This window comes from Blastococcus aurantiacus, from assembly GCF_900102425.1.
GTDB lineage: Bacteria > Actinomycetota > Actinomycetes > Mycobacteriales > Geodermatophilaceae > Blastococcus > Blastococcus aurantiacus.
The window spans coordinates 171,973-190,636 of the sequence record NZ_FNBT01000004.1; the positions used below are offsets into that span (position 1 = coordinate 171,973).

The window sequence follows — 18,664 nt, forward strand, 5'->3', positions numbered from 1 at the left end:
TGGTGACAGGCCGGCGGTGTGGTCAGACGGCATGGCACCGTTCGCCCCATCGCCTCGACGGACAGGAGACAGCCGGTGTTCGCAGTGACACGCCTCCGGGCGACGGGTGGGGACGGCGCGGCGCTGGAGGCCGCGGTCGGGCCGCTGCTCGAGGCCCTGGGCGCCATGCCGGGCTTCCGCGGCGGCGACTTCGGTCGCGCGGCCGACGACCCGACGCTGTGGGCGCTGGTGACCCGGTGGGACGGCGTCGGCGCCTACCGCCGAGGGCTGTCGGCCGCGGCGGTGAAGATCGCCGGGGCGCCGGTCTGGGTGCACGCCCTCGACGAACCTGGCGTCTACGTCACGGAGTGAGCGTCAGGACGACGGCGGGCGCGCAAGCGCGGGCGCTGGCAGGCTCGGAGCCGTGACGACCGTGGACTGCCGGGGCATCGACGCGGTGCTGGCCGCCAGCCGGGAAGGGGTGCGCCGGCTGTCACCCGCCGGGCTGCGCGACGCCGCGGGCCGCGGTGCGCTGGTCGTCGACACCCGCACCGAGGCGCAGCGGCGTCGGCAGGGCGAGCTGCCCGGGGCGGTGGTCATCGACCGGACCGTGCTGGAGTGGCGCCTCGATCCCGCCGGGGACCACCGCATCCCCGAGGCGACCGGGTGCGACCTGGAGGTCGTCGTCGTGTGCCGGCAGGGGTACAGCTCGAGCCTGGCCGCGGCGTCGCTGCGGGCCGTCGGCCTGCACCGGGCCACCGACCTCGAGGGCGGGGTGGAGGCGTGGCTCGCCGCCGGGCTGCCGATGTCGGACGGCCCCGCCGACGTGCGGGAGTGACGCGCCGCTCCCACGACCGGCGCCGCTCGGCGCTTACCGTCGGCCGGTGGTCAGCCGCACCCGCACCGCCCGGTACGCCCGCCGGCGCAAGCGCCGCATGGACGCCGTCGAGCACGACCTCACCCCTGAGCAGTGGGCCCTGCTGCAGCAGGTGTGGGGAGGCTGCGCCTACTGCGGCGCGACCGGCGTCCCGCTGCAGCGCGACTGCGTGCTCGCCCTGTCCCGCGGCGGCCGCTACACGCTGGACAACATCGCCCCGGCCTGCGGCTCGTGCAACGCCAGCAAGTGCAACGACGAGGTCACCGGCTGGCTGCGGCGCAAGCGCCTGGACGAGCGGGCCTTCCTGGTGCGGCATGCCGAGGTCCGGATGCTGCTCGCCCAGGAGTTCGCCGAGGAGGCCGACGACGAGGAGCCGGTGCTCCGCGAGGCGTAGGGCGCGCGCGGACGGGCACTGAGCACCGGAGTCCCCGCCGCCGGCGGGCCGTGGACACCCGGAGACGCCCCCATGACCGACCGGACGCACGACGATCCGCCGGCGCCCGACGACCGCACCCGCGACATCACGCTGCCGCCGCTGCCCGACCGCCCCCCGCCGGCCCTGCCCAAGGCGTGGGCGGGCCTCGCGTCGCCGTCCCCGCTCGACTCCCCGACGACGGCGGTGCCCGGCCCCGCCCGGCCACCGGCGGCCTCGGCTCCGGAGGTCGAGGTGGTCGAGGAGGCCGACCCGGCCGCCGAGGAGGCGCGGCGGCTGGCCAGGAGCCGCACCGACGAGATGCTGCCTCCCCCCAGCGCCGCGGTGCGGGAGCGGACCCTGGCCTTCAGCTCGCCCGAGATGAGGCACCGGCCCATCGAGCCCGTGCGGGTGGACCGCAACCCCCGCCGCTGGCCCTGGGTGGTGCTGACCCTGCTGCCCATCCTGGTGATCCTGGCCTCGGCGATCGGCTGGCTGATCCTGCTGCGGGGCAGCTGAGCGCACCGCGGGCGGAGGCGTCGTCCACGGCACAACTACCGTGGACAGGTCAACCCGCCGACCGCCAGCCGGATGGAGCCTCTCGCCGTGAGCGACAGCACCGCCAAGCACGACCCCGCCCGCCTCGACAAGGTCGTGAACCTCTGCAAGCGACGGGGCTTCGTCTTCCCGTCGGGGGAGATCTACGGCGGCACCCGCTCCGCATGGGACTACGGGCCCCTGGGCGTCGAGCTCAAGGAGAACATCAAGAAGCAGTGGTGGCGCACCGTCGTCCAGAGCCGGGACGACATCGTCGGGCTCGACTCCTCGGTCATCCTGCCGCGCCAGACCTGGGTCGCCTCCGGGCACGTCGGCGTCTTCACCGACCCGCTGACCGAGTGCCAGAGCTGCCACAAGCGCTTCCGGGCCGACCACCTCGAGGAGGCCTTCGAGGAGAAGAAGGGCCGCGCCCCGGAGAACGGGCTGGCCGACATCAGCTGCCCGAACTGCGGCACGAAGGGCGCGTGGACCGAGCCGCGCGACTTCAACATGATGCTGAAGACCTACCTCGGCCCGGTCGAGGACGAGTCCGGTCTGCACTACCTGCGCCCGGAGACCGCCCAGGGCATCTTCGTGAACTTCGCCAACGTCATGGGCGCCGCGCGCAAGAAGCCGCCGTTCGGCATCGGGCAGATCGGCAAGTCGTTCCGCAACGAGATCACGCCGGGCAACTTCATCTTCCGCACCCGCGAGTTCGAGCAGATGGAGATGGAGTTCTTCGTCGAGCCGGGCAGCGACGAGGAGTGGCACCAGTACTGGATCGACGAGCGCACCCGCTGGTACACCGACCTCGGCATCGCTCCGGACAACCTGCGGCACTACGAGCACGCGAAGGAGAAGCTGTCCCACTACTCGAAGCGCACCGTCGACATCGAGTACCGCTTCGGCTTCCAGGGCTCGGAATGGGGCGAGCTCGAGGGCATCGCCAACCGCACCGACTTCGACCTGAAGACGCACACCGAGCACTCGGGCACCGACCTTTCCTACTTCGACCAGGCGACCAACACCCGCTGGACGCCCTACGTCATCGAGCCCGCGGCCGGCCTCACCCGGTCGCTGATGGCCTTCCTCATCGAGGCCTACTCCGAGGACGAGGCGCCCAATGCCAAGGGCGGCGTCGACACCCGGACGGTGCTCAAGCTCGACCCGCGCCTGGCCCCGGTCAAGGCCGCCGTCCTCCCGCTGTCGCGCAACGCCGACCTGTCGCCGAAGGCGAAGGACCTGGCCACCGCACTGCGACGGAACTGGAACGTCGACTTCGACGACGCCGGTGCCATCGGCCGCCGGTACCGCCGGCAGGACGAGGTCGGGACGCCGTTCTGCATCACGGTCGACTTCGACACCCTCGAGGACCAGGCCGTGACGATCCGCGAGCGGGACTCGATGAGCCAGGAGCGGGTGGGCCTGGACCAGGTCGAGTCCTACCTGGCCGCCCGCCTCGTCGGTAGCTGACGCGTCAGGCCGGCTTCTGCCAGACCACCAGGTAGCGGAAGAACAGCAGCCGCCGGACGCGGACGTCCGGCAGGACGGCGCTCGCCTGCGCCCGCACCTCGCGGGTGGTGAGGGCGCCGTCCTGCACCGGCATGGCGTCGTGGGTGTCCTCGTGCCGGTGCAGGTCGGCCCCGGTGAGCGGCCGGGCGGCGGCGAACGCCAGCCCCAGCGCGTGGTGCGCGGCGGCGGCGGCCACGTCCACCGGCAGCTCGCGGCGCAGGTCGCCGCGGGGGAGGGCTACCGCGGCCAGGACGCCGCCGGGCCGGAGCCAGCCCGCCATCCGGGGCAGCGCCTCGTCCAGCGGCAGATGGTGCAGCACCGCCGAGCTGAGCACGGCGTCGTAGGACCCCGCCGGTGGGTCGAAGGTCAGGGCGTCGCCGACGCTGAAGGTGGCGTTGGGCGGTGCATCCCGGCGGGCGGCCTCGACCATCTCGACCGACCGGTCGACGCCGTCCACGTGCGGGACCGCCTGCGCCAGCTTGCGGGCCAGCGTGCCCGCGCCGCAGCCCACGTCCAGCACCCGCTGCGCGCCCGCGGGCACCGAGCGGATCAGCAGCGGGTGGTACCAGCTGTTGTGGTCCCAGTCCGTGACACCCATGCGGGGAGGCTGCCAGACCGGCGCGCCCGGGGTGACGTGGCTCGCCGCCTACTCTGGGTGCCGTGACCGCCACCCTCGAGCCGACGACGACGGCGCTCCCGCCGTTGCGGCTGGGGGCGCTGACCGTCGACCCCGCCGTGGTCCTCGCGCCGATGGCCGGCATCACGAACCCGGCGTTCCGGACGCTGTGCCGCGAGTTCGGCGCGGGGCTCTACGTCTGCGAGATGATCACCACCCGCGCGCTGGTGGAGCGGAACGACAAGACGCTGCGGATGATCCGCGCGACCACCGACGAGAAGGACGCCTTCTCCGTCCAGCTCTACGGCGTCGACCCCGCCACCGTGGGCCGGGCCGTCGAGATGCTGGTCGACGAGGGCGTCGCCGGCACCCGCCCCGCGCACATCGACCTGAACTTCGGCTGCCCGGTGCCCAAGGTGACCCGCAAGGGCGGCGGCTCGGCGCTGCCGTGGCGCCGCGTGCTGCTGCGCGACATCGTCCGCGCGGCCGTGCGCGCGGCGAAGGACGTCCCGGTCACCATCAAGACCCGCATCGGCATCGACGCCGACCACGTCACCTACCTCGACGCCGGGCGGATCGCCCAGGGCGAGGGTGTCGCGGCCATCACCCTGCACGGGCGCACCGCCGACCAGCTCTACAGCGGCACCGCCGACTGGGCGCCGATCGCGCGGCTGGTCGACGCCGTCGACATCCCGGTGCTGGGCAACGGCGACATCTGGGAGGCCGACGACGCGTTGCGCATGGTCGCCGAGACCGGGTGCGCCGGCGTCGTCATCGGACGCGGCTGCCTGGGGCGGCCGTGGTTGTTCGGCGACCTGGCCGCCGCGTTCGCGGGGGAGGACCGCCGCGCGCTGCCCGGCTTCCGCGAGGTGGCCGCGGTCATGCACCGGCACGCGACGCTGCTCGCCGAGGAGCACGGCGAGCGGCACGGCTGCTCGGACTTCCGCAAGCACGTGGCCTGGTACCTCAAGGGGTTCTCGGTGGGCTCGGACACCCGGCGCGCGCTGGCCATGGTGAGCGGCTTGGACGAGCTGGCCGACCTGCTCGCCCGCATCCCGGACCAGCCGTACCCCACCGCCGTCCTCGGGGCACCCCGCGGCCGCACCACCCCACCGCGGCCGGTCTCCCTCCCCGAGGGCTGGCTGGCCGACCGGGACGACCCGCGCCCCCCGGTGGGCGCGGAACTGGAGACGAGCGGCGGATGACCAGCACCGAGGGGCCCTTCCTCTACGACGACGACCCGGCGCCGCTGCACACCGGGGCCCCGCAGCGCTCGGGCAAGATCCTGGTGTTCATCCTCGGCGGCACCGTGATCGCCGCGTTCCTGGCCGTGTGGGCCAGCGTGGCGCTGCGCGGCACCCCGGGGGAGCAGGCCACCGAGGTCACCGGCGTCTTCCTGGCCGCGCTGGCCGCGGACGACACCGAGACCGCCCACGCGCTGCTCTGCGAGGACGAGCGCGCCCGTCTGGAGCCCGACGAGGTCGCCGCCGCCTACGTCGGCGAGGGCTCACCCGAGTTCGGGGAGCCGGGCCGGGACGGCGACAAGCGACTGGTGCCGGTGCAGTGGGAGGACGGGACGACGTCGGAGTTCACCGTCATCGGCGAGGACGGTCTGCGCGTCTGCGGCATCGACTGACCGGGCCGCACGCGCTCCTGTGCGGCACGATCGCCTCCACGCGGTAACGGGCCGGCGAACGCGGAGGTACGGGGCGATGACGAGCGCGACCACCTGGGTCTACGACTTCAGCGAGGGCGGCAGGGACCAGAAGGACCTGCTCGGCGGCAAGGGGGCCAACCTCGCCGAGATGACCAACCTGGGGCTGCCCGTCCCGCCCGGCTTCACCATCACCACCGACGCCTGCCGGTACTACCTCGAGCACGGCGGCACGCCCGAGGAACTCGACGCCCAGGTCACCGAGCACCTGACGGCGCTGGAGAAGGCCATGGGCAAGACGCTGGGCGACCCGGCCGACCCGCTGCTGGTCTCGGTGCGCTCGGGAGCCGCCGCCTCGATGCCCGGGATGATGGAGACCGTCCTCAACGTCGGCCTCAACGACGAGTCGGTCCAGGGGCTCGCGGCGCAGGCCGGCAGCGAGCGGTTCGCCTGGGACTCCTACCGCCGGCTGATCCAGATGTTCGGCAAGACGGTGCTGGACATCGACGGCGAGCTGTTCGACGACGCCTTCGACGCGGTGAAGCGCGAGCTCGGCACGGAGTCCGACCTGGACCTGGACGCCGACCACCTGCGCGACGTCGTCGGCAGGTTCAAGGCGATCGTGCGGGACCGCACCGGCCGCGACTTCCCGCAGGACCCGCGCGAGCAGATGGACCTGGCGATCAACGCCGTCTTCGACTCGTGGAACTCCGACCGCGCGGTCATCTACCGGCGGCGCGAGCGCATCCCCAGCGATGCCGGGACCGCGGTCAACGTCTGCGCGATGGTGTTCGGCAACCTCGGCATGGACTCCGGCACCGGCGTCGCCTTCACGCGGGACCCCGGCAGCGGCGCGCAGGGCGTGTACGGCGACTACCTGCAGAACGCCCAGGGCGAGGACGTCGTCGCCGGCATCCGCAACACCGTGCCGCTGGTCGACCTGGAGAAGATCGACGCGGACGCCTACGGCGAGCTCATGGAGATCATGGGCCGGCTCGAGTCCCACTACCGCGACCTGTGCGACATCGAGTTCACCGTGGAGCGCAACAAGCTGTGGATGCTGCAGACCCGCGTCGGCAAGCGGACCGCCGCAGCGGCGTTCGTGATCGCCACCCAGCTCGTCGACGAGGGCCTCATCGACCTGGACGAGGCGGTCCGCCGGGTGACCGGTGACCAGCTGGCGCAGCTGATGTTCCCGCGGTTCGTCGCCGGCGGGAACGCCAGGGAGCTCACCCAGGGCATGAACGCCTCCCCGGGTGCGGCCGTCGGGAAGGCGGTCTTCTCCTCGGAGGAAGCCGTGCGGTGGCAGCAGCGGGGCGAGCAGGTGGTCCTCGTCCGCCGGGAGACCAATCCCGACGACCTGTCCGGGATGATCGCCGCGGAGGGTGTGCTCACCAGCCGGGGTGGCAAGACCTCGCACGCCGCCGTCGTCGCCCGGGGGATGGGCAAGACCTGCGTCTGCGGCGCCGAGGAGCTGCAGGTCGACACCAAGGCGAAGAAGTTCACCGCCCCCGACGGCACGGTGGTGGGCGAGGGCGACGTCATCTCCATCGACGGGTCCACCGGGCGGGTCTGGCTGGGCGAGGTGCCGGTGGAGCCGTCGGCGGTGGTCCGCTACTTCGAGGGCGAGATCGACCCCGGTGCCGCGGACACCGACGACGTCGTGCGCAGCGTGCACAGGATCCTCACCCACGCCGACCGGGTGCGGCGCCTGGACGTCCGCACCAACGCCGACACTCCGGAGGACTCCGCCCGCGCCCGGCGGTTCGGCGCCCAGGGCGTCGGCCTGTGCCGGACGGAGCACATGTTCCTCGGCAGCGACCGGCGGAAGCTGGTCGAGCAGCTGATCCTGGCCGACGGCGACGACGAGCGGCAGCGTGCCCTCGACGCCCTGGAACCGCTGCAGAAGCAGGACTTCCTGGAGATCTTCGAGGCGATGGACGGGCTGCCGGTGACCGTCCGGCTGCTCGACCCGCCGCTGCACGAGTTCCTGCCCGACCTCACCGAACTCTCGGTGCGCGTGGCGCTGGCCGAGGAGCGCGGCGAGCCCGACGAGGGCAACCTGCGGCTGCTGGCCGCCGTCCGCGGCATGCACGAGTCCAACCCGATGCTGGGCCTGCGGGGTGTCCGGCTGGGCCTCGTCGTGCCGGGGCTGTTCGCCATGCAGGTGCGGGCGATCGCGGAGGCGGCCTGCGAGCGGAAGCAGGCCGGGGGAGACCCCCGGCCGGAGATCATGATCCCGTTGGTCGGCGCGGTGCAGGAGCTGGAGGCGATCCGCGAGGAGGCCCAGCGGGTGCTCGAGGAGGTCTGCCGGGACTGCGGCCTGGACGTCCAGCCGCTGATCGGAACCATGATCGAGGTGCCCCGGGCCGCGCTCACCGCCGGGGAGATCGCCGGCTCGGCGGAGTTCTTCTCCTTCGGCACCAACGACCTGACCCAGATGACGTGGGGCTTCTCGCGGGACGACGTCGAGGCCGCGTTCTTCCACCAGTACCTGGACAAGGGGATCTTCGGCATCTCGCCGTTCGAGTCGCTCGACCGGGACGGCGTGGGGCGGCTCGTGCAGATCGCCGCCGAGGCGGGCCGCGCCGCCCGTCCGGACCTCAAGCTCGGGATCTGCGGCGAGCACGGCGGTGACCCCGACTCGGTGCACTTCTTCCACGAGGTGGGCCTGGACTACGTCTCGTGCTCCCCGTTCCGGGTGCCGGTGGCCCGTCTGGAGGCCGGCCGGGCCGCGCTGGACGGCGACCGGGCCGGCTCCTGACGACCCCCTCCCTAGCCGGGGACGGCGGTCGAGTGCTCGTCGGACGGGGCCGTCACCGGATGGCCGAGGGTGACCGGCAGCGACTCGTAGCCGCGCAGGATGATCGTGCGGCGGCGCGTCCCCGCACCGGCGAGGGAAAGGTCGGGGAAGCGCTCGAACAGCGCGCGCAGCGCCACCTCGCCCTCCATCCGGGCGAGCGCGGCACCGAGGCAGAAGTGGATGCCGCTGGAGAAGGCGACGTGGTCGCGGGCGTTGCCGCGGGTGACGTCGAAGCGGTGCGGGTCCTCGAACATCTCGGGGTCGCGGTTGGCGGCCGCCAGGCCCAGGAGCACGAGCTCGCCCTCGCGCAGGTGCACGCCTCGCACCGTGGTGTCCCGCTTCACCCGCCGCCCGGTGCGCTGCACGGGCGACTCGACACGCAGCATCTCGTCGACGGCGTTGGGCCACAGCGACGGGTCGTCGAGCAGCAGGCGCCGCTGGTCGGGGGCGGCGAACAGCAGCGCTGCGCCGTTGCCGATCAGGTTGACCGTCGTCTCGAACCCGGCTCCGAACACCAGGGCTGCCGTGGCGACCAGCTCCTTCTCGGTGAGCCCACTGCCGTCGTCGTCGACCAGAGTGGCGAGCTGTGAGAGCAGGTCGTCGCCAGGGTCCTGGCGCAGCCGGCCCAGGTGGCCGCGGAACCAGGCGTCGAGTTCGGCGAGGTTGCGCTCGACGCTGCGGTGAGTGGTCAAGGACAGGCCCATGTCGAGGCTGGGTGTGGCGCCGTCACCCCAGGCGAGGAACTGCTCCCGCATGGCCACCGGGACGCCGAGCATCTCGGAGATGACCGTGACCGGCAGCAGGCTGGCGTAGCGGGCCACCAGGTCGACCGGCCGGCCCGCGGCGGCGTCGCGCTCCAGGTCGTCCAGCAGCTCCGCAGCGATCTGGCCGGTGCGCTCGCGCAGGTGCGCGACGGCGCGGGCGGTGAAGGCCCGGCTGACCAGCCGGCGGTAGCGGGTGTGCTCCGGCGGATCGACGGCCAGCATCGACGGCGGGTCGATGGGGCCGATGCTCTTTCGCGGGCCGGCCAGTCGCAGCACCGTCCGCAGCACCGGGGGGAGGCCTTCGGGGCGGGCCCCGCCGATCACCCCGAAGTCGTCGCTGCGCAACACCTCGGTGCAGACGTCGTGGTGGACGCTGACCCGGGCGAACGCGCCGCGGCCGAAGGGTTCCGCCGTCCGCAGCCGCTCGTAGTGCCCGTACGGGTCCTCGCGCACGGCGGGGTCGCTGAGCACCTCGGCGTCGGGGTTGCCCCGGCGTACCTGGGCACGGATGGCCAGCCGCATCGCACCGTGGGTCGCGGCCCAGCGGACCGTATCGCGCACCGTCACGTCGCATGCCTCCGCATCGGGGGAACGGGATGGTCCTTGGTACCGGACGCGCCCGGCGGACGCGAGTGGGGCGCCGACGACCTTCCCATCGGCGTCCGGGGTCGACGCGGGGTGGCCCTCGCGTTCAGCCTGCGCAGACGAGTCCCCGCTGCAGGGCGGCCAGGTTGGCCGCCATGAGCTCGGGATAGGACTCGTCGTCGGCCACCCGCTCGATCGGGTGCAGCACGTCGGTGGTCAGCCCGAGGTCGCCGGCGAGCACCTCCGCGACCGAGGAACCCGCGGCCGCCTCGAAGAAGATCGTCCGCGCACCCGAGGACTCCACCGCCTCGGCGACCCGGCGCAGCCGGCTGGGGGGCGGCTCCACGTGCGGGTCCAGTCCGGCGACCCCCACCTGCCGCAGGCCGTAGCGGTCGGCGAGGTAGCCGAAGGCCTCGTGCGCGGCGAGGAGCGTGGCTCCCCGGCACGGGGCCAGCCCCTCGGCGTAGTCGCGGTCGATCGCCGCCAGCGACTCCTCGAGCCGGTCGGCCGCCGCCGCGTAGTCCCCGGCGTGGTCCGGGTCGACCTCGGCCAGCTCACCGGCCACCTGATGCCCGAGCTCGGCCAGCCGGAGCGGGTCGAGCCAGAAGTGCGGGTCGGGCCCCTGGTCGGCCAGGCCCGCGGCGTCCACCAGGTGTTCGGGCGCCTGCTGGGCGAGGGCGTCGTCGACGGCCGGCTGCATGCCGCCGGACAGGTGCACGACGAGGTCGGCCTCGCCCAGCGCGGCGACGTCCCGGGGGGCCGGCTCGAGCCCGTGGGTGTCCCCGCCCCGCGGGGTCAGGTTGGCCACCATGACGTGCTCGCCACCGACCTGCTCGGCGACGTACTCGAGGGGGTAGGAGGTCACCAGGACCTCGGGTCGCCCGCCGTCCCCGGCGGGCTCACCGCCGCACGCGGTGAGCCCGCCGACGAGGCAGCCGGCCAGGGCGAGGACGCCCAGTGGTGCCAGGCGGCTCACTCGTCGTGCTCGCCCTCGTGCTCGTGCTCTGCGTGCTCCTCGACGTCGCCGCTCACGCCGGCCAGCTCGTTGGGGACGACCTCCAGCCCGGCGCTCTTCCAGACCTCGCCGGCCTCGACGTCCACGGCGTGGATCTCACGGGTGGCGGGCTCGGTCACGTACGCCATGCCGTCCACGACGACGACCTGCGGGTGCGGGTCCTGCCAGTCGTCGGACTCCTCCCACGGCCCGGTGACGGGGATGGAGCGGGTGACGGTGCCCGTGACGACGTCGATCACCTGGAGGTTGCCGTCGTAGGTGAGGACCAGGCCCTCGCCGTTCGGGCCTCGGTCGAACGACTGGTACCAGTACGGAGCCGGGAGGTCGACCAGGCGCAGGGACGCGGTCGTGGTGTCGATGAGCGCCACGGTGCTGGACCGGTCGTCCTCGCTGCGCTCGTAGTCGCCGAGCACGATCGGGGAGTCCTCGGTGCCGAACTGGTTGCCGATGCGGCCGTAGGCGTCCGGGCTCTGGATCTTGGTGAGCTCGCCCCCGGCGTAGAGGACGGCGCCGTCCTGGCAGCCGATCACGATCGCCTCGCCGGCGGCCACGGTCTCGCCGTGCACCGCGGGGCAGTCGTCGCGGGCGGTGATCTCCTGCCCGTCGGCGTCCAGGATGCGGACGCCGGAGCGCTCGTCCTCGGTGCCGTCGGAGACCAGCATCGTGCCGTCCTCCAGCTGGACCGCGACGCCGTGGTGCGCCTCCGGCGTGGTGAGGGATCCGACCTCGGCGTCGTCGCCCTCGGCGAGCTCCGCGCTCTCGAGCACCGTGATCTCCCCGGTGCCGTCGTCGAAGAGCACGGCGTGCCCGGCGTGCGCGACGACGTGGCCGGGCTTCTCGGCGTCGAAGAGCACGTCGGTCAGCCGGGGGTCTGCGGTGTAGTAGTGCGAGTGGTCGCCGTGCGGCTCTGCCCAGGCGCCGCCGTCGAGCAGGCGGAAGCCGCCCTGGGTGGAGACGAGGAAGTGGCGGCCGTCGCCGGCGGGGTTGAGCCGGTTGAACCCCTCGAGCGGCTCGTCGGCCAGCACCTCGAGCGTGGTGGCGTCCAGCACCTGGATCCCGCCGTCGTAGGTGAACGCCAGGCGCGGAGCGCTCGCTCCGGCCTCCGTGGGCTCCTCGGTGGCGGCTGCCTTGCTGGTGGAGGAGGCGGCGTCGTCCTCGCCGTCGGACGAGGCGCATCCGGCGGCGAGGAACAGCGGCAGCGTCGCGGCCAGCGCGACGGCGCGGAGGGAGGGTGCGGGGCGGGTGTGCATCAGGGGCTCCTGGGTCGTGGCGATCTGTCAGGAGCACCTAAGCACAATGGGAATCATTCCCATGTATGGGGTGCGCGGGTCCGTCCCTCGCTGGTCCCCGCCTCCATCCCGCGTGGTACCCATGTCGCGTGGGGGTGCGGTTGCGGAGTCTGGTGGCACGGGTGCTGGGCGCCGCCGTGCTCGCCTCCCTCCTGCTCGTCGCCGCGACCGCGCTGGCGATCTGGTGGACGGCGCGCCAGGACTCCCGCCCGCAGTCCGACGCGATCGTGGTGCTGGGCTCGGCGCAGTACAACGGCGTCCCCTCGTCGATCTTCGAGGCGCGGCTCGAGCACGCCCTCTCGCTCCACGAGGCCGGCGTCGCCCCGGTGATCGTGACCGTCGGGGGCAAGGCGGCCGGTGACGCGTTCACCGAGGCCGAAGCCGGCCGCGACTACCTGGCGGCCGCCGGCATCCCCACCGAGGCGCTGCTCGCCGTGCCCGAGGGCGTGGACACCCTGGAGAGCATCCGGGTCGTCTCGGACGCCTTCGCCGAGCGCGGCTGGTCCAGCGCCGTCCTCGTCACCGACCCCTGGCACGCGATGCGCGCCGAGCGCATGGCGGCCGACGCCGGCCTCAGCGCCCAGAGCTCGCCGACCCGCCAGGGCCCGGCGGTGCAGACCCGTGTCACGCAGTTCCGCTACATACTCCGCGAGACGGCCGCCTACCTGCTCTACCGGGCGACCGGGGAGTCCGTGGCCGGGGCTCCGGGGATCGGCTGAGGGGGCGCGGTGCTGGAACTGGGCAAGGCCGGCGCGCTCGGCGTCGGCAGAGGTGTCCTCCCGCTGCTCTCCGGCGGTGCGGTCGTCGGCACTCTCCAGGCGTCGAACTGGAAGGAACAGGCGACGGCGGTCATCGGCGACCGCGTGTGGCAGTACTCCAAGCGCAAGGGCGAGCTGAGGGCGCGCTGGGCGGTCGAGCCCGAGGACTCCGCCCGGCTGCGGGCGCGGCAGGCATCCTCGTGGAAGGGGACGTGGGTCGCCGACCTCGAGGGCACGCGGGTGGACGTGGAGGTCCTGTCCTACTGGAAGGGCACCCACCGCTTCGTCTCCGGCGGTCAGCAGGTCGCGCACAGCGCCTCGACCGGCGGCTGGTCGCCGCGGCCGACGCTGACCGCGACGCCGGGAATGCCCCTGGGCCACCAGATCTTCCTGCTGTGGCTGGAGCTGGTGATCAGCCGGCGCAACACCGCCGCGATGACCGCGGCGACCGGGGTAGCGGTCGTGGGAGGGAGCAGCTGATGGCAGGGCGAGGACGCATCCGGGCCGCCGACATCGCGCTGGTCCGCGAGCGCTCGCGCATCGACGAGATCGTCGGCGAGCACCTGCAGCTCAAGAACGCCGGCGGCGGCAGCATGAAGGGCCTGTGCCCCTTCCACGACGAGAAGTCGCCGTCGTTCCAGGTCACGCCCAGCCGCGGGCTCTACCACTGCTTCGGCTGCGGGGTCGGTGGCGACGTCATCTCCTTCATCCAGCAGATCGACCACCTGACCTTCTCCGAGGCCGTCGAGCTGCTGGCCGGCCGGGCCAACATCGAGCTGAAGTACGAGGACGACGGCGGTCGCCCGACGGCCGGCCCGGACCGCGCCTCGGTCGGTCAGCGCGCGCGGCTGGTCGCCGCCAACGCCGCCGCGGCCACCTTCTTCGCCGAGCAGCTGGGCACCCCGGAGGCAGCCCCGGCCCGCCAGTTCCTCGCGGAGCGCGGCTTCGACCGGCAGGTGGCGCTGGACTTCGGCTGCGGCTTCGCCCCCGGCGGCTGGGACGCGCTGACCCGGCACCTGCGCGGGGCCGGCTTCACCCAGAACGAGCTCATCACGGCGGGCCTGGCCAAGGAGTCCTCGCGAGGCACCCTCATCGACCGCTTCCACCGCCGGCTGGTGTGGCCCATCCGGGACATCACCGGCGACGTCATCGGTTTCGGCGCCCGCAAGCTGATGGACGACGACTCGGGCCCCAAGTACCTCAACACCCCGGAGACCCCGCTCTACAAGAAGAGCACCGTGCTCTACGGCATCGAGCGGGCCAAGCGCGACATCGCCAAGCGCCACCAGGCCGTCGTCGTCGAGGGCTACACCGACGTCATGGCCTGCCACCTGGCCGGCGTCACCACCGCCGTCGCCTCGTGCGGCACGGCCTTCGGCGGCGAGCACATCAGCGTGCTGCGCCGGCTGCTCATGGACCAGGACGAGTTCCGCGGCGAGGTGGTCTACACCTTCGACGGCGACGCGGCCGGTCAGGCAGCGGCGATGAAGACGTTCAAGGAGGACCAGCGCTTCGTCGCGCAGACCTTCGTGGCGGTCGAGTCCGAGGGGCGCGACCCGTGCGAGCTGCGCCAGGAGCAGGGGGACGCCGCGGTGCGCGACCTCATCGCCCGGCGGTCGCCGCTGATCGAGTTCGTGCTCAAGACGACGCTGGCGGACTACGACCTGGACACCGTCGAGGGCCGGGTCGCCGCGCTGGAGAAGACCGCGCCGCTGCTCGCGCAGATCAAGGACCACGCGCTCCGGCCTGCCTACGCCCGGCGGCTGGCGTCGCTCATCGGCGACACCGACGAGGCCGACGTCCTGGCGCGGGTCCGCCGGCACACCGGCGAGGGGCAAGCGCCCTCGCGCGGGCGGCCGCGCACGCCGCAGCGCACTCCGGACGACGCCGCGATCGCCATCGAGCGCGAGGCGGTCAAGGCCGCTCTGCAGGTGCCGGAGCTCGCCGGTCCGGCCTTCGACGCCGTGCCGCCCTCGGCCTACACCGATCCGGACTACGCCGCGGTGGCCGCCGCGGTCGCCGGGACCGGGGGAGCGGCAGGGGCAGCGGTGACCGGCCCGGCCTGGCTGGACCTGGTGGCCGAGCAGTGCGACCGCGAGAGCGCGCGGGCCCAGCTGACGGCGTTGGCCGTCGAGCCGCTGCGGTCCACCGGTGAGGCCGACGCCGGGTACGTCACCGCCGTGATGGCCCGGCTGCAGGAGATGGCCACCGTGCGAGAGGTCTCCGCTCTGAAGGGCCGGCTGCAGCGGATGAACCCCGTGGAGAGCGGCGACGAGTACATGAAGGCGTTCAAGCAGCTCATGGACCTCGAACAGTTGGCCATCTCGCTGCGCAAGCGCGCCATCGGCGGTCTCGGGTGAGCCTGCTCGACGCGCTCCGGCGCCGGTTCGCCCGCGCGCCCGAGGCGGTGCGGACGGCGCTGCCCGGCGACGAGCAGGTGCTGGCGTGGGGCTCGCTCATCCGCGACGAGGGCTGGCTGGTGGCGACCGACCGCGGGCTGCGCCGGCTGGCTGCCGACGGCGTCGCGGGAGAGCCGCTGCCGTGGCACGAAGTGGGCTCGGCGACCTGGTCGGCGGCGGGGGAGACGGGTGGCACGTTCCTCGTCACCCCGCTGGCCGAGGTCGAGCCGGGCGTGCAGGCGCGGCAGCCGGTGGAACGCCACTCGCTGGCCGACGCCGGTGACCTGCCCGCGGTGGTGCGCCGGCGGGTGGACCAGACGGTCGTCGACAGCCGGCGCTCGCCGCTGCCGGGGAGGGGAGGGGTGCTGCTGGTGGCCCGGCGCATCCCCGGCCGGCCGGGGCGCGAGTGGACCGTCGTGTTCGACGACGACGCCGACCGCGCCGACCCGGTGGCGCGCGAGGCGGCCCGGCAGAAGCTGGCCGAACTCGTGGCGGCCGACCAGCCCGACTGACTCAGCGGGGGGCGTCGGTGCCCATCTTCGCCCGGAGCGAGGAGAGGGCGTCGTCGGCCCGCGCCTGGGCCATGCCGGCCAGGCTCTGGAGGCGCGGGTCGTCCTTCGCGCGGTCCCAGCCCTGTCGAATTTGCTCGTAGCGCTCACGTCCGGCCTTGGAGCCGAGCACGTAACCGGCGCCGAATCCGGCCAGGAACGACAGCTTCGCCACGGGGACCTCCTGGGCTTCGGGAGCGGAACTGGCGATGACGCTACCTGTGAGCATCGTCGCCTCCGGACACGGCCGAGGGGGGCGAGGTCGGCCAGGACCGTTGCGGTAGTCTCGTCGGCGCCAGCGGGTGCTCGCGCCCGCTCGTCCCCCGTAGCTCAATTGGCAGAGCATGCGACTGTTAATCGCAGGGTTACTGGTTCAAGTCCAGTCGGGGGAGCAGAAAACGGCCCTGGTCAGCGCATGCGGATCAGGGCCTTCGCCGTCTCCGGGGCCGGAGATCGATCCGTGGGAGAGGCCCTCCCGGTCGGTCGGTGCGACATGATCCGGGGATGTCATCCGCCCGAGAGACGTCGTCGTTGCCGTTGCCGGACTTCGTGAAGTGGTCGATCTTCCCGTTCGAGGGTGAGCTCCGGGTGCGGCGGCCCAAGCCGCTGTACCCGACGGACCGTCCACGCTCCGGTGAGCCGGGCGGTGGACCCTGTCACGCGTGCGCGGCCACCGACGACGAGTACATCTGGGCCGACCAGCACTGGCGCGTCAGCGCGACGAAGCCGTCAGGGGTGCCGGTGCAGGTGTTCCTCGAGACCCGTGAGCACCTCGACATGGACGACCTCGACGACGAGCTGGCCGGTGGACTGGGGCGGATGATCGTCCGGCTCGACCGCGCCATCCAGGCCGTCGGTGGCATCGGCCGGGTCCACGTCGCTCGCTGGGGCGACGGTGGCTCGCACTTCCACATGTGGCTGTACGGCCGGCCTCGCGGCGCCGGGCAGATGCTCGGCTTCTGCCTGCCGATGTGGGCGCAGATCCTGCCGCCGACCCCGGAGGACGTGTGGCAGGCCAACATGGCGGTCGTCGCCGCCGAGCTCGCCAAGGTGAGCGGCACGGCGATCGTCAGGCCGTAGTGGCGCTGTAACGCTCGGCCTCGTGCCGGACATGTAGGTGTGTGATGGCCATGCAGGGCGAAGCCGCGCCCGCCCCCGAACACCCGCCCCCGTCCTCCGCGTCGCTCGTCGAGGAGGCCTACCGAACCACCGGTTCCGCCGTGCTCGGCTACGCGCTGCGTCGGACGGCGACGCGCGAGGACGCCCTCGACGTCGTGGCCGAGACCTTCGCCACCGCCTGGCGTCGCCGGGACGACGTGCCGGTCGACGCCGACCAAATCCGTCCCTGGCTGTTCGGCATCGCGCGGCGGTGCCTGGCCAACACCGCGCGGGGACACCGACGCGCCGCCCGGCTGGGTGAGCGCCTGGCCGACGCCTTCGGCGAGACGGGCGCCTGCATCCCCGACCACGCCGGCAGCCCCGACGAGGACGGCCGCCTGCACGAGGCACTGGAGCTGCTCACGCCGGATGACCGTGAGCTCGTGACCCTCGTCGCGTGGGAGTCCCTGACTCCTGCGGAGGCGGCCCAGGTGCTCGGCATCCCGGCAGGAACTGCTCGTGTCCGGCTCCACCGGGCCCGCACCCGGCTGCGTGCCGCACTGTCCGTACCCGACCGTGACCAGGAGGCCCTCCGTGATGATGTCTGACCAGGAGCTGGACGCCCGGCTCGCTGCCGCGCGCGGCGTCCGGGACGAGACCCTTCCAGCCCTGCCCGAGAGCTTCCTCGACCTGCTCCGCAGCGAAGGCTCGGCGGACCTGCCGCGGAGCTTGGAGCTGCTGTTTCCCGAGGAGCCGGCCTCCGTGGTGGCCGCCCGTCAGCTGGCCGAGGATGCCCGGAGCGGTCGACGGACCAGCCCGCGTGCTCGGCGCCGGACGCTCGTCCGACTGGGCGCCGGGGTGCTCGCGCTCGCGGCTGCCTGGGCGGTCGCCGTCGCCGTCGCCCCGTCCGATCGACCGACTGCGCCCGACGGCCGCACGGACGTGCCGGGCGAGACCGTGCCCGGGGCGATCGACCTCGTCGCGGTCGAGGAGGTCACCTTCCCCCTGACCATCGGGGCGCCCCCGCCCGGTGTGACGCCGTTGTTCAGCCGCTGGGGCGGGGTGCCGTTCTTCGGTGACCAGCCGTTGGTCCACGCCGCCGACTACACCTCCGACAGCGGCGACCGCGTGCTGGTGGTCCTGTACCCGCAGGATCCACGCGGCATGGACGACGTCGGCCTCGGCGACGAGCCGGCGGGGACGGTCGCGGTCGGTGATGCCGAGGCGGAGGTCCTGCGCGGTGACGGGTCGACGGAACTCCTGTGGGCACGGCCCGACGGCACGTGGGTCACGGTCTCGGGGGAAGGCGCCTACGACAGCCCGTCGGCGCTGATCCCCGTGGCGGCCTCGATCGTCGACCGGCCGCAGCCCCTGGATCTCCAGTTCGGGCTCGCGCCGGCCGGCTGGGAGGTCGGCGGCTACGAGGAGAGCCGCAGCATCGACCTGGTCAGCGAGACGCAGCCGGACGAGCTCCTCCGGCTGAGCCTGTGGGCCTTCGGCGGCGACGAGGCGCTCGACGGTGCTCTCGAGGGCATCACCTTCACCGGCATCCCGGAGCCGGTCACCATCCAGGGCGGCGCGGGCCGCATCGCACTCGGAAACGGGGGCGACGGTTCGTGCGCGTGCTGGTACGTCGTCGGCCAGTTCCCCGGCGCGAACCGGTTGTTCCTGCTGCTGGGGAGCGACGGCCTGAGTCGCGAGCAGATGCTCGCGATGGCCGAGCAGGTGACGTTCACCCCCTGAGCGGCGTGCTATCGGTCGGCGAGTGGATCAGCTCGCCGACCGATACCGCTCGGAATCGCGAAGTGGCTGGTCAGC

General features: G+C 73.3%; 20 protein-coding genes and 1 tRNA gene. 16 read left to right on the forward strand and 5 right to left on the reverse strand.

Annotated features, from left to right (window positions below):
* The first annotated feature begins 75 nt into the window (after positions 1-75).
* The 5 genes from BLS70_RS09575 to BLS70_RS09595 all read left to right on the forward strand — a co-directional run bounded on the left by BLS70_RS09575 (position 76) and on the right by BLS70_RS09595 (position 3,278).
* The gene (locus tag BLS70_RS09575) at positions 76-351 is read left to right on the forward strand and encodes an antibiotic biosynthesis monooxygenase family protein (RefSeq protein WP_143030381.1); all 276 of its coding nucleotides are present in this window, start codon (positions 76-78) and stop codon (positions 349-351) included.
* A gap of 52 nt (positions 352-403) precedes the next feature.
* On the forward strand, positions 404-817 hold the full coding sequence (locus BLS70_RS09580; protein WP_176946350.1) for a rhodanese-like domain-containing protein: 414 nt from the start codon (positions 404-406) through the stop codon (positions 815-817).
* 46 nt (positions 818-863) lie between these two features.
* The gene (locus tag BLS70_RS09585) at positions 864-1,250 is read left to right on the forward strand and encodes an HNH endonuclease (RefSeq protein WP_255362352.1); all 387 of its coding nucleotides are present in this window, start codon (positions 864-866) and stop codon (positions 1,248-1,250) included.
* A 72-nt stretch (positions 1,251-1,322) separates the two neighbouring features.
* A complete protein-coding gene (locus BLS70_RS09590; RefSeq protein WP_091766543.1) occupies positions 1,323-1,787 on the forward strand; it encodes a hypothetical protein in 465 nt (154 codons plus the stop codon).
* A gap of 87 nt (positions 1,788-1,874) precedes the next feature.
* A complete protein-coding gene (locus BLS70_RS09595) occupies positions 1,875-3,278 on the forward strand; it encodes a glycine--tRNA ligase (RefSeq protein ID WP_255362353.1) in 1,404 nt (467 codons plus the stop codon).
* A gap of 4 nt (positions 3,279-3,282) precedes the next feature.
* Here the strand turns inward: BLS70_RS09595 and BLS70_RS09600 are convergent, their stop codons facing one another.
* Complete coding sequence (locus tag BLS70_RS09600) at positions 3,283-3,915, reverse strand: class I SAM-dependent methyltransferase (protein ID WP_091766549.1); 633 nt, start codon at positions 3,913-3,915, stop codon at positions 3,283-3,285.
* 62 nt (positions 3,916-3,977) lie between these two features.
* Between BLS70_RS09600 and dusB the strand changes: the two genes are divergently transcribed.
* From dusB to ppdK, 3 genes are all read left to right on the forward strand, one after another.
* A complete protein-coding gene (dusB, locus tag BLS70_RS09605) occupies positions 3,978-5,138 on the forward strand; it encodes a tRNA dihydrouridine synthase DusB (RefSeq protein ID WP_091766551.1) in 1,161 nt (386 codons plus the stop codon).
* Positions 5,135-5,569, forward strand: coding sequence for a hypothetical protein (locus tag BLS70_RS09610; protein WP_091766553.1), 435 nt, complete (start codon positions 5,135-5,137; stop codon positions 5,567-5,569). Before dusB ends, BLS70_RS09610 begins: the two co-directional genes overlap by 4 nt.
* Before the next feature lie 76 nt (positions 5,570-5,645).
* Positions 5,646-8,351, forward strand: a complete 2,706-nt coding sequence (gene ppdK / locus BLS70_RS09615; RefSeq protein ID WP_091766556.1) for a pyruvate, phosphate dikinase — start codon at positions 5,646-5,648, stop codon at positions 8,349-8,351.
* Positions 8,352-8,362: 11 nt separating this feature from the next.
* Here ppdK and BLS70_RS09620 read toward each other — a convergent pair whose 3' ends face one another.
* From BLS70_RS09620 to aztD, 3 genes are all read right to left on the reverse strand, one after another.
* A complete protein-coding gene (locus tag BLS70_RS09620; RefSeq protein ID WP_255362354.1) occupies positions 8,363-9,721 on the reverse strand; it encodes a cytochrome P450 in 1,359 nt (452 codons plus the stop codon).
* Positions 9,722-9,845: 124 nt separating this feature from the next.
* Positions 9,846-10,715: a metal ABC transporter substrate-binding protein gene (locus BLS70_RS09625; RefSeq protein ID WP_143030382.1), complete on the reverse strand. Its 870-nt coding sequence runs from the start codon at positions 10,713-10,715 to the stop codon at positions 9,846-9,848.
* On the reverse strand, positions 10,712-12,004 hold the full coding sequence (aztD, locus tag BLS70_RS09630) for a zinc metallochaperone AztD (RefSeq protein ID WP_091766562.1): 1,293 nt from the start codon (positions 12,002-12,004) through the stop codon (positions 10,712-10,714). The genes BLS70_RS09625 and aztD overlap by 4 nt, the downstream gene beginning before the upstream one ends.
* A gap of 152 nt (positions 12,005-12,156) precedes the next feature.
* Here aztD and BLS70_RS09635 point away from each other — a divergent pair, with 152 nt between their 5' ends.
* From BLS70_RS09635 to BLS70_RS09650, 4 genes are read left to right on the forward strand one after another with little or no spacing between them, the layout of a single operon-like run.
* Positions 12,157-12,762 (forward strand): YdcF family protein, encoded by a 606-nt coding sequence (locus tag BLS70_RS09635; RefSeq protein ID WP_255362355.1) that lies wholly within the window; start codon positions 12,157-12,159, stop codon positions 12,760-12,762.
* A gap of 9 nt (positions 12,763-12,771) precedes the next feature.
* Entirely contained in the window at positions 12,772-13,281 is a 510-nt protein-coding gene (locus BLS70_RS09640; protein ID WP_091766569.1) for a hypothetical protein, read from the forward strand.
* On the forward strand, positions 13,281-15,161 hold the full coding sequence (gene dnaG / locus BLS70_RS09645; RefSeq protein ID WP_091766572.1) for a DNA primase: 1,881 nt from the start codon (positions 13,281-13,283) through the stop codon (positions 15,159-15,161). Before BLS70_RS09640 ends, dnaG begins: the two co-directional genes overlap by 1 nt.
* Entirely contained in the window at positions 15,158-15,712 is a 555-nt protein-coding gene (locus BLS70_RS09650) for a hypothetical protein (protein ID WP_091766575.1), read from the forward strand. Before dnaG ends, BLS70_RS09650 begins: the two co-directional genes overlap by 4 nt.
* Before the next feature lies 1 nt (position 15,713).
* Here the strand turns inward: BLS70_RS09650 and BLS70_RS09655 are convergent, their stop codons facing one another.
* The gene (locus BLS70_RS09655; RefSeq protein WP_091767207.1) at positions 15,714-15,923 is read right to left on the reverse strand and encodes a hypothetical protein; all 210 of its coding nucleotides are present in this window, start codon (positions 15,921-15,923) and stop codon (positions 15,714-15,716) included.
* Positions 15,924-16,067: 144 nt separating this feature from the next.
* Here BLS70_RS09655 and BLS70_RS09660 point away from each other — a divergent pair.
* From BLS70_RS09660 to BLS70_RS09675, 4 genes are all read left to right on the forward strand, one after another.
* Positions 16,068-16,140 (forward strand) — tRNA-Asn (locus BLS70_RS09660).
* A 112-nt stretch (positions 16,141-16,252) separates the two neighbouring features.
* Positions 16,253-16,828, forward strand: coding sequence for a hypothetical protein (locus tag BLS70_RS09665; protein ID WP_143030383.1), 576 nt, complete (start codon positions 16,253-16,255; stop codon positions 16,826-16,828).
* 44 nt (positions 16,829-16,872) lie between these two features.
* On the forward strand, positions 16,873-17,454 hold the full coding sequence (locus tag BLS70_RS09670; protein ID WP_218122356.1) for an RNA polymerase sigma factor: 582 nt from the start codon (positions 16,873-16,875) through the stop codon (positions 17,452-17,454).
* Positions 17,441-18,589 carry a hypothetical protein gene (locus BLS70_RS09675; protein WP_143030384.1) on the forward strand — a complete coding sequence of 383 codons (1,149 nt, stop codon included), beginning with the start codon at positions 17,441-17,443 and terminating at the stop codon, positions 18,587-18,589. The genes BLS70_RS09670 and BLS70_RS09675 overlap by 14 nt, the downstream gene beginning before the upstream one ends.
* Positions 18,590-18,664 lie beyond the last annotated feature (75 nt).

Excerpts from the sequence above, each read along its gene's own strand:
- BLS70_RS09590 (WP_091766543.1), top strand. The coding sequence starts at position 1,323 with ATGACCGACCGGACGCACGACGATCCGCCGGCGCCCGACGACCGCACC.
- dnaG (WP_091766572.1), top strand. The coding sequence starts at position 13,281 with ATGGCAGGGCGAGGACGCATCCGGGCCGCCGACATCGCGCTGGTCCGC.
- BLS70_RS09610 (WP_091766553.1), top strand. The coding sequence starts at position 5,135 with ATGACCAGCACCGAGGGGCCCTTCCTCTACGACGACGACCCGGCGCCG.
- BLS70_RS09665 (WP_143030383.1), top strand. The coding sequence starts at position 16,253 with ATGTCATCCGCCCGAGAGACGTCGTCGTTGCCGTTGCCGGACTTCGTG.
- BLS70_RS09670 (WP_218122356.1), top strand. The coding sequence starts at position 16,873 with ATGGCCATGCAGGGCGAAGCCGCGCCCGCCCCCGAACACCCGCCCCCG.
- aztD (WP_091766562.1), bottom strand. The coding sequence starts at position 12,004 with ATGCACACCCGCCCCGCACCCTCCCTCCGCGCCGTCGCGCTGGCCGCG.
- ppdK (WP_091766556.1), top strand. The coding sequence starts at position 5,646 with ATGACGAGCGCGACCACCTGGGTCTACGACTTCAGCGAGGGCGGCAGG.
- BLS70_RS09600 (WP_091766549.1), bottom strand. The coding sequence starts at position 3,915 with ATGGGTGTCACGGACTGGGACCACAACAGCTGGTACCACCCGCTGCTG.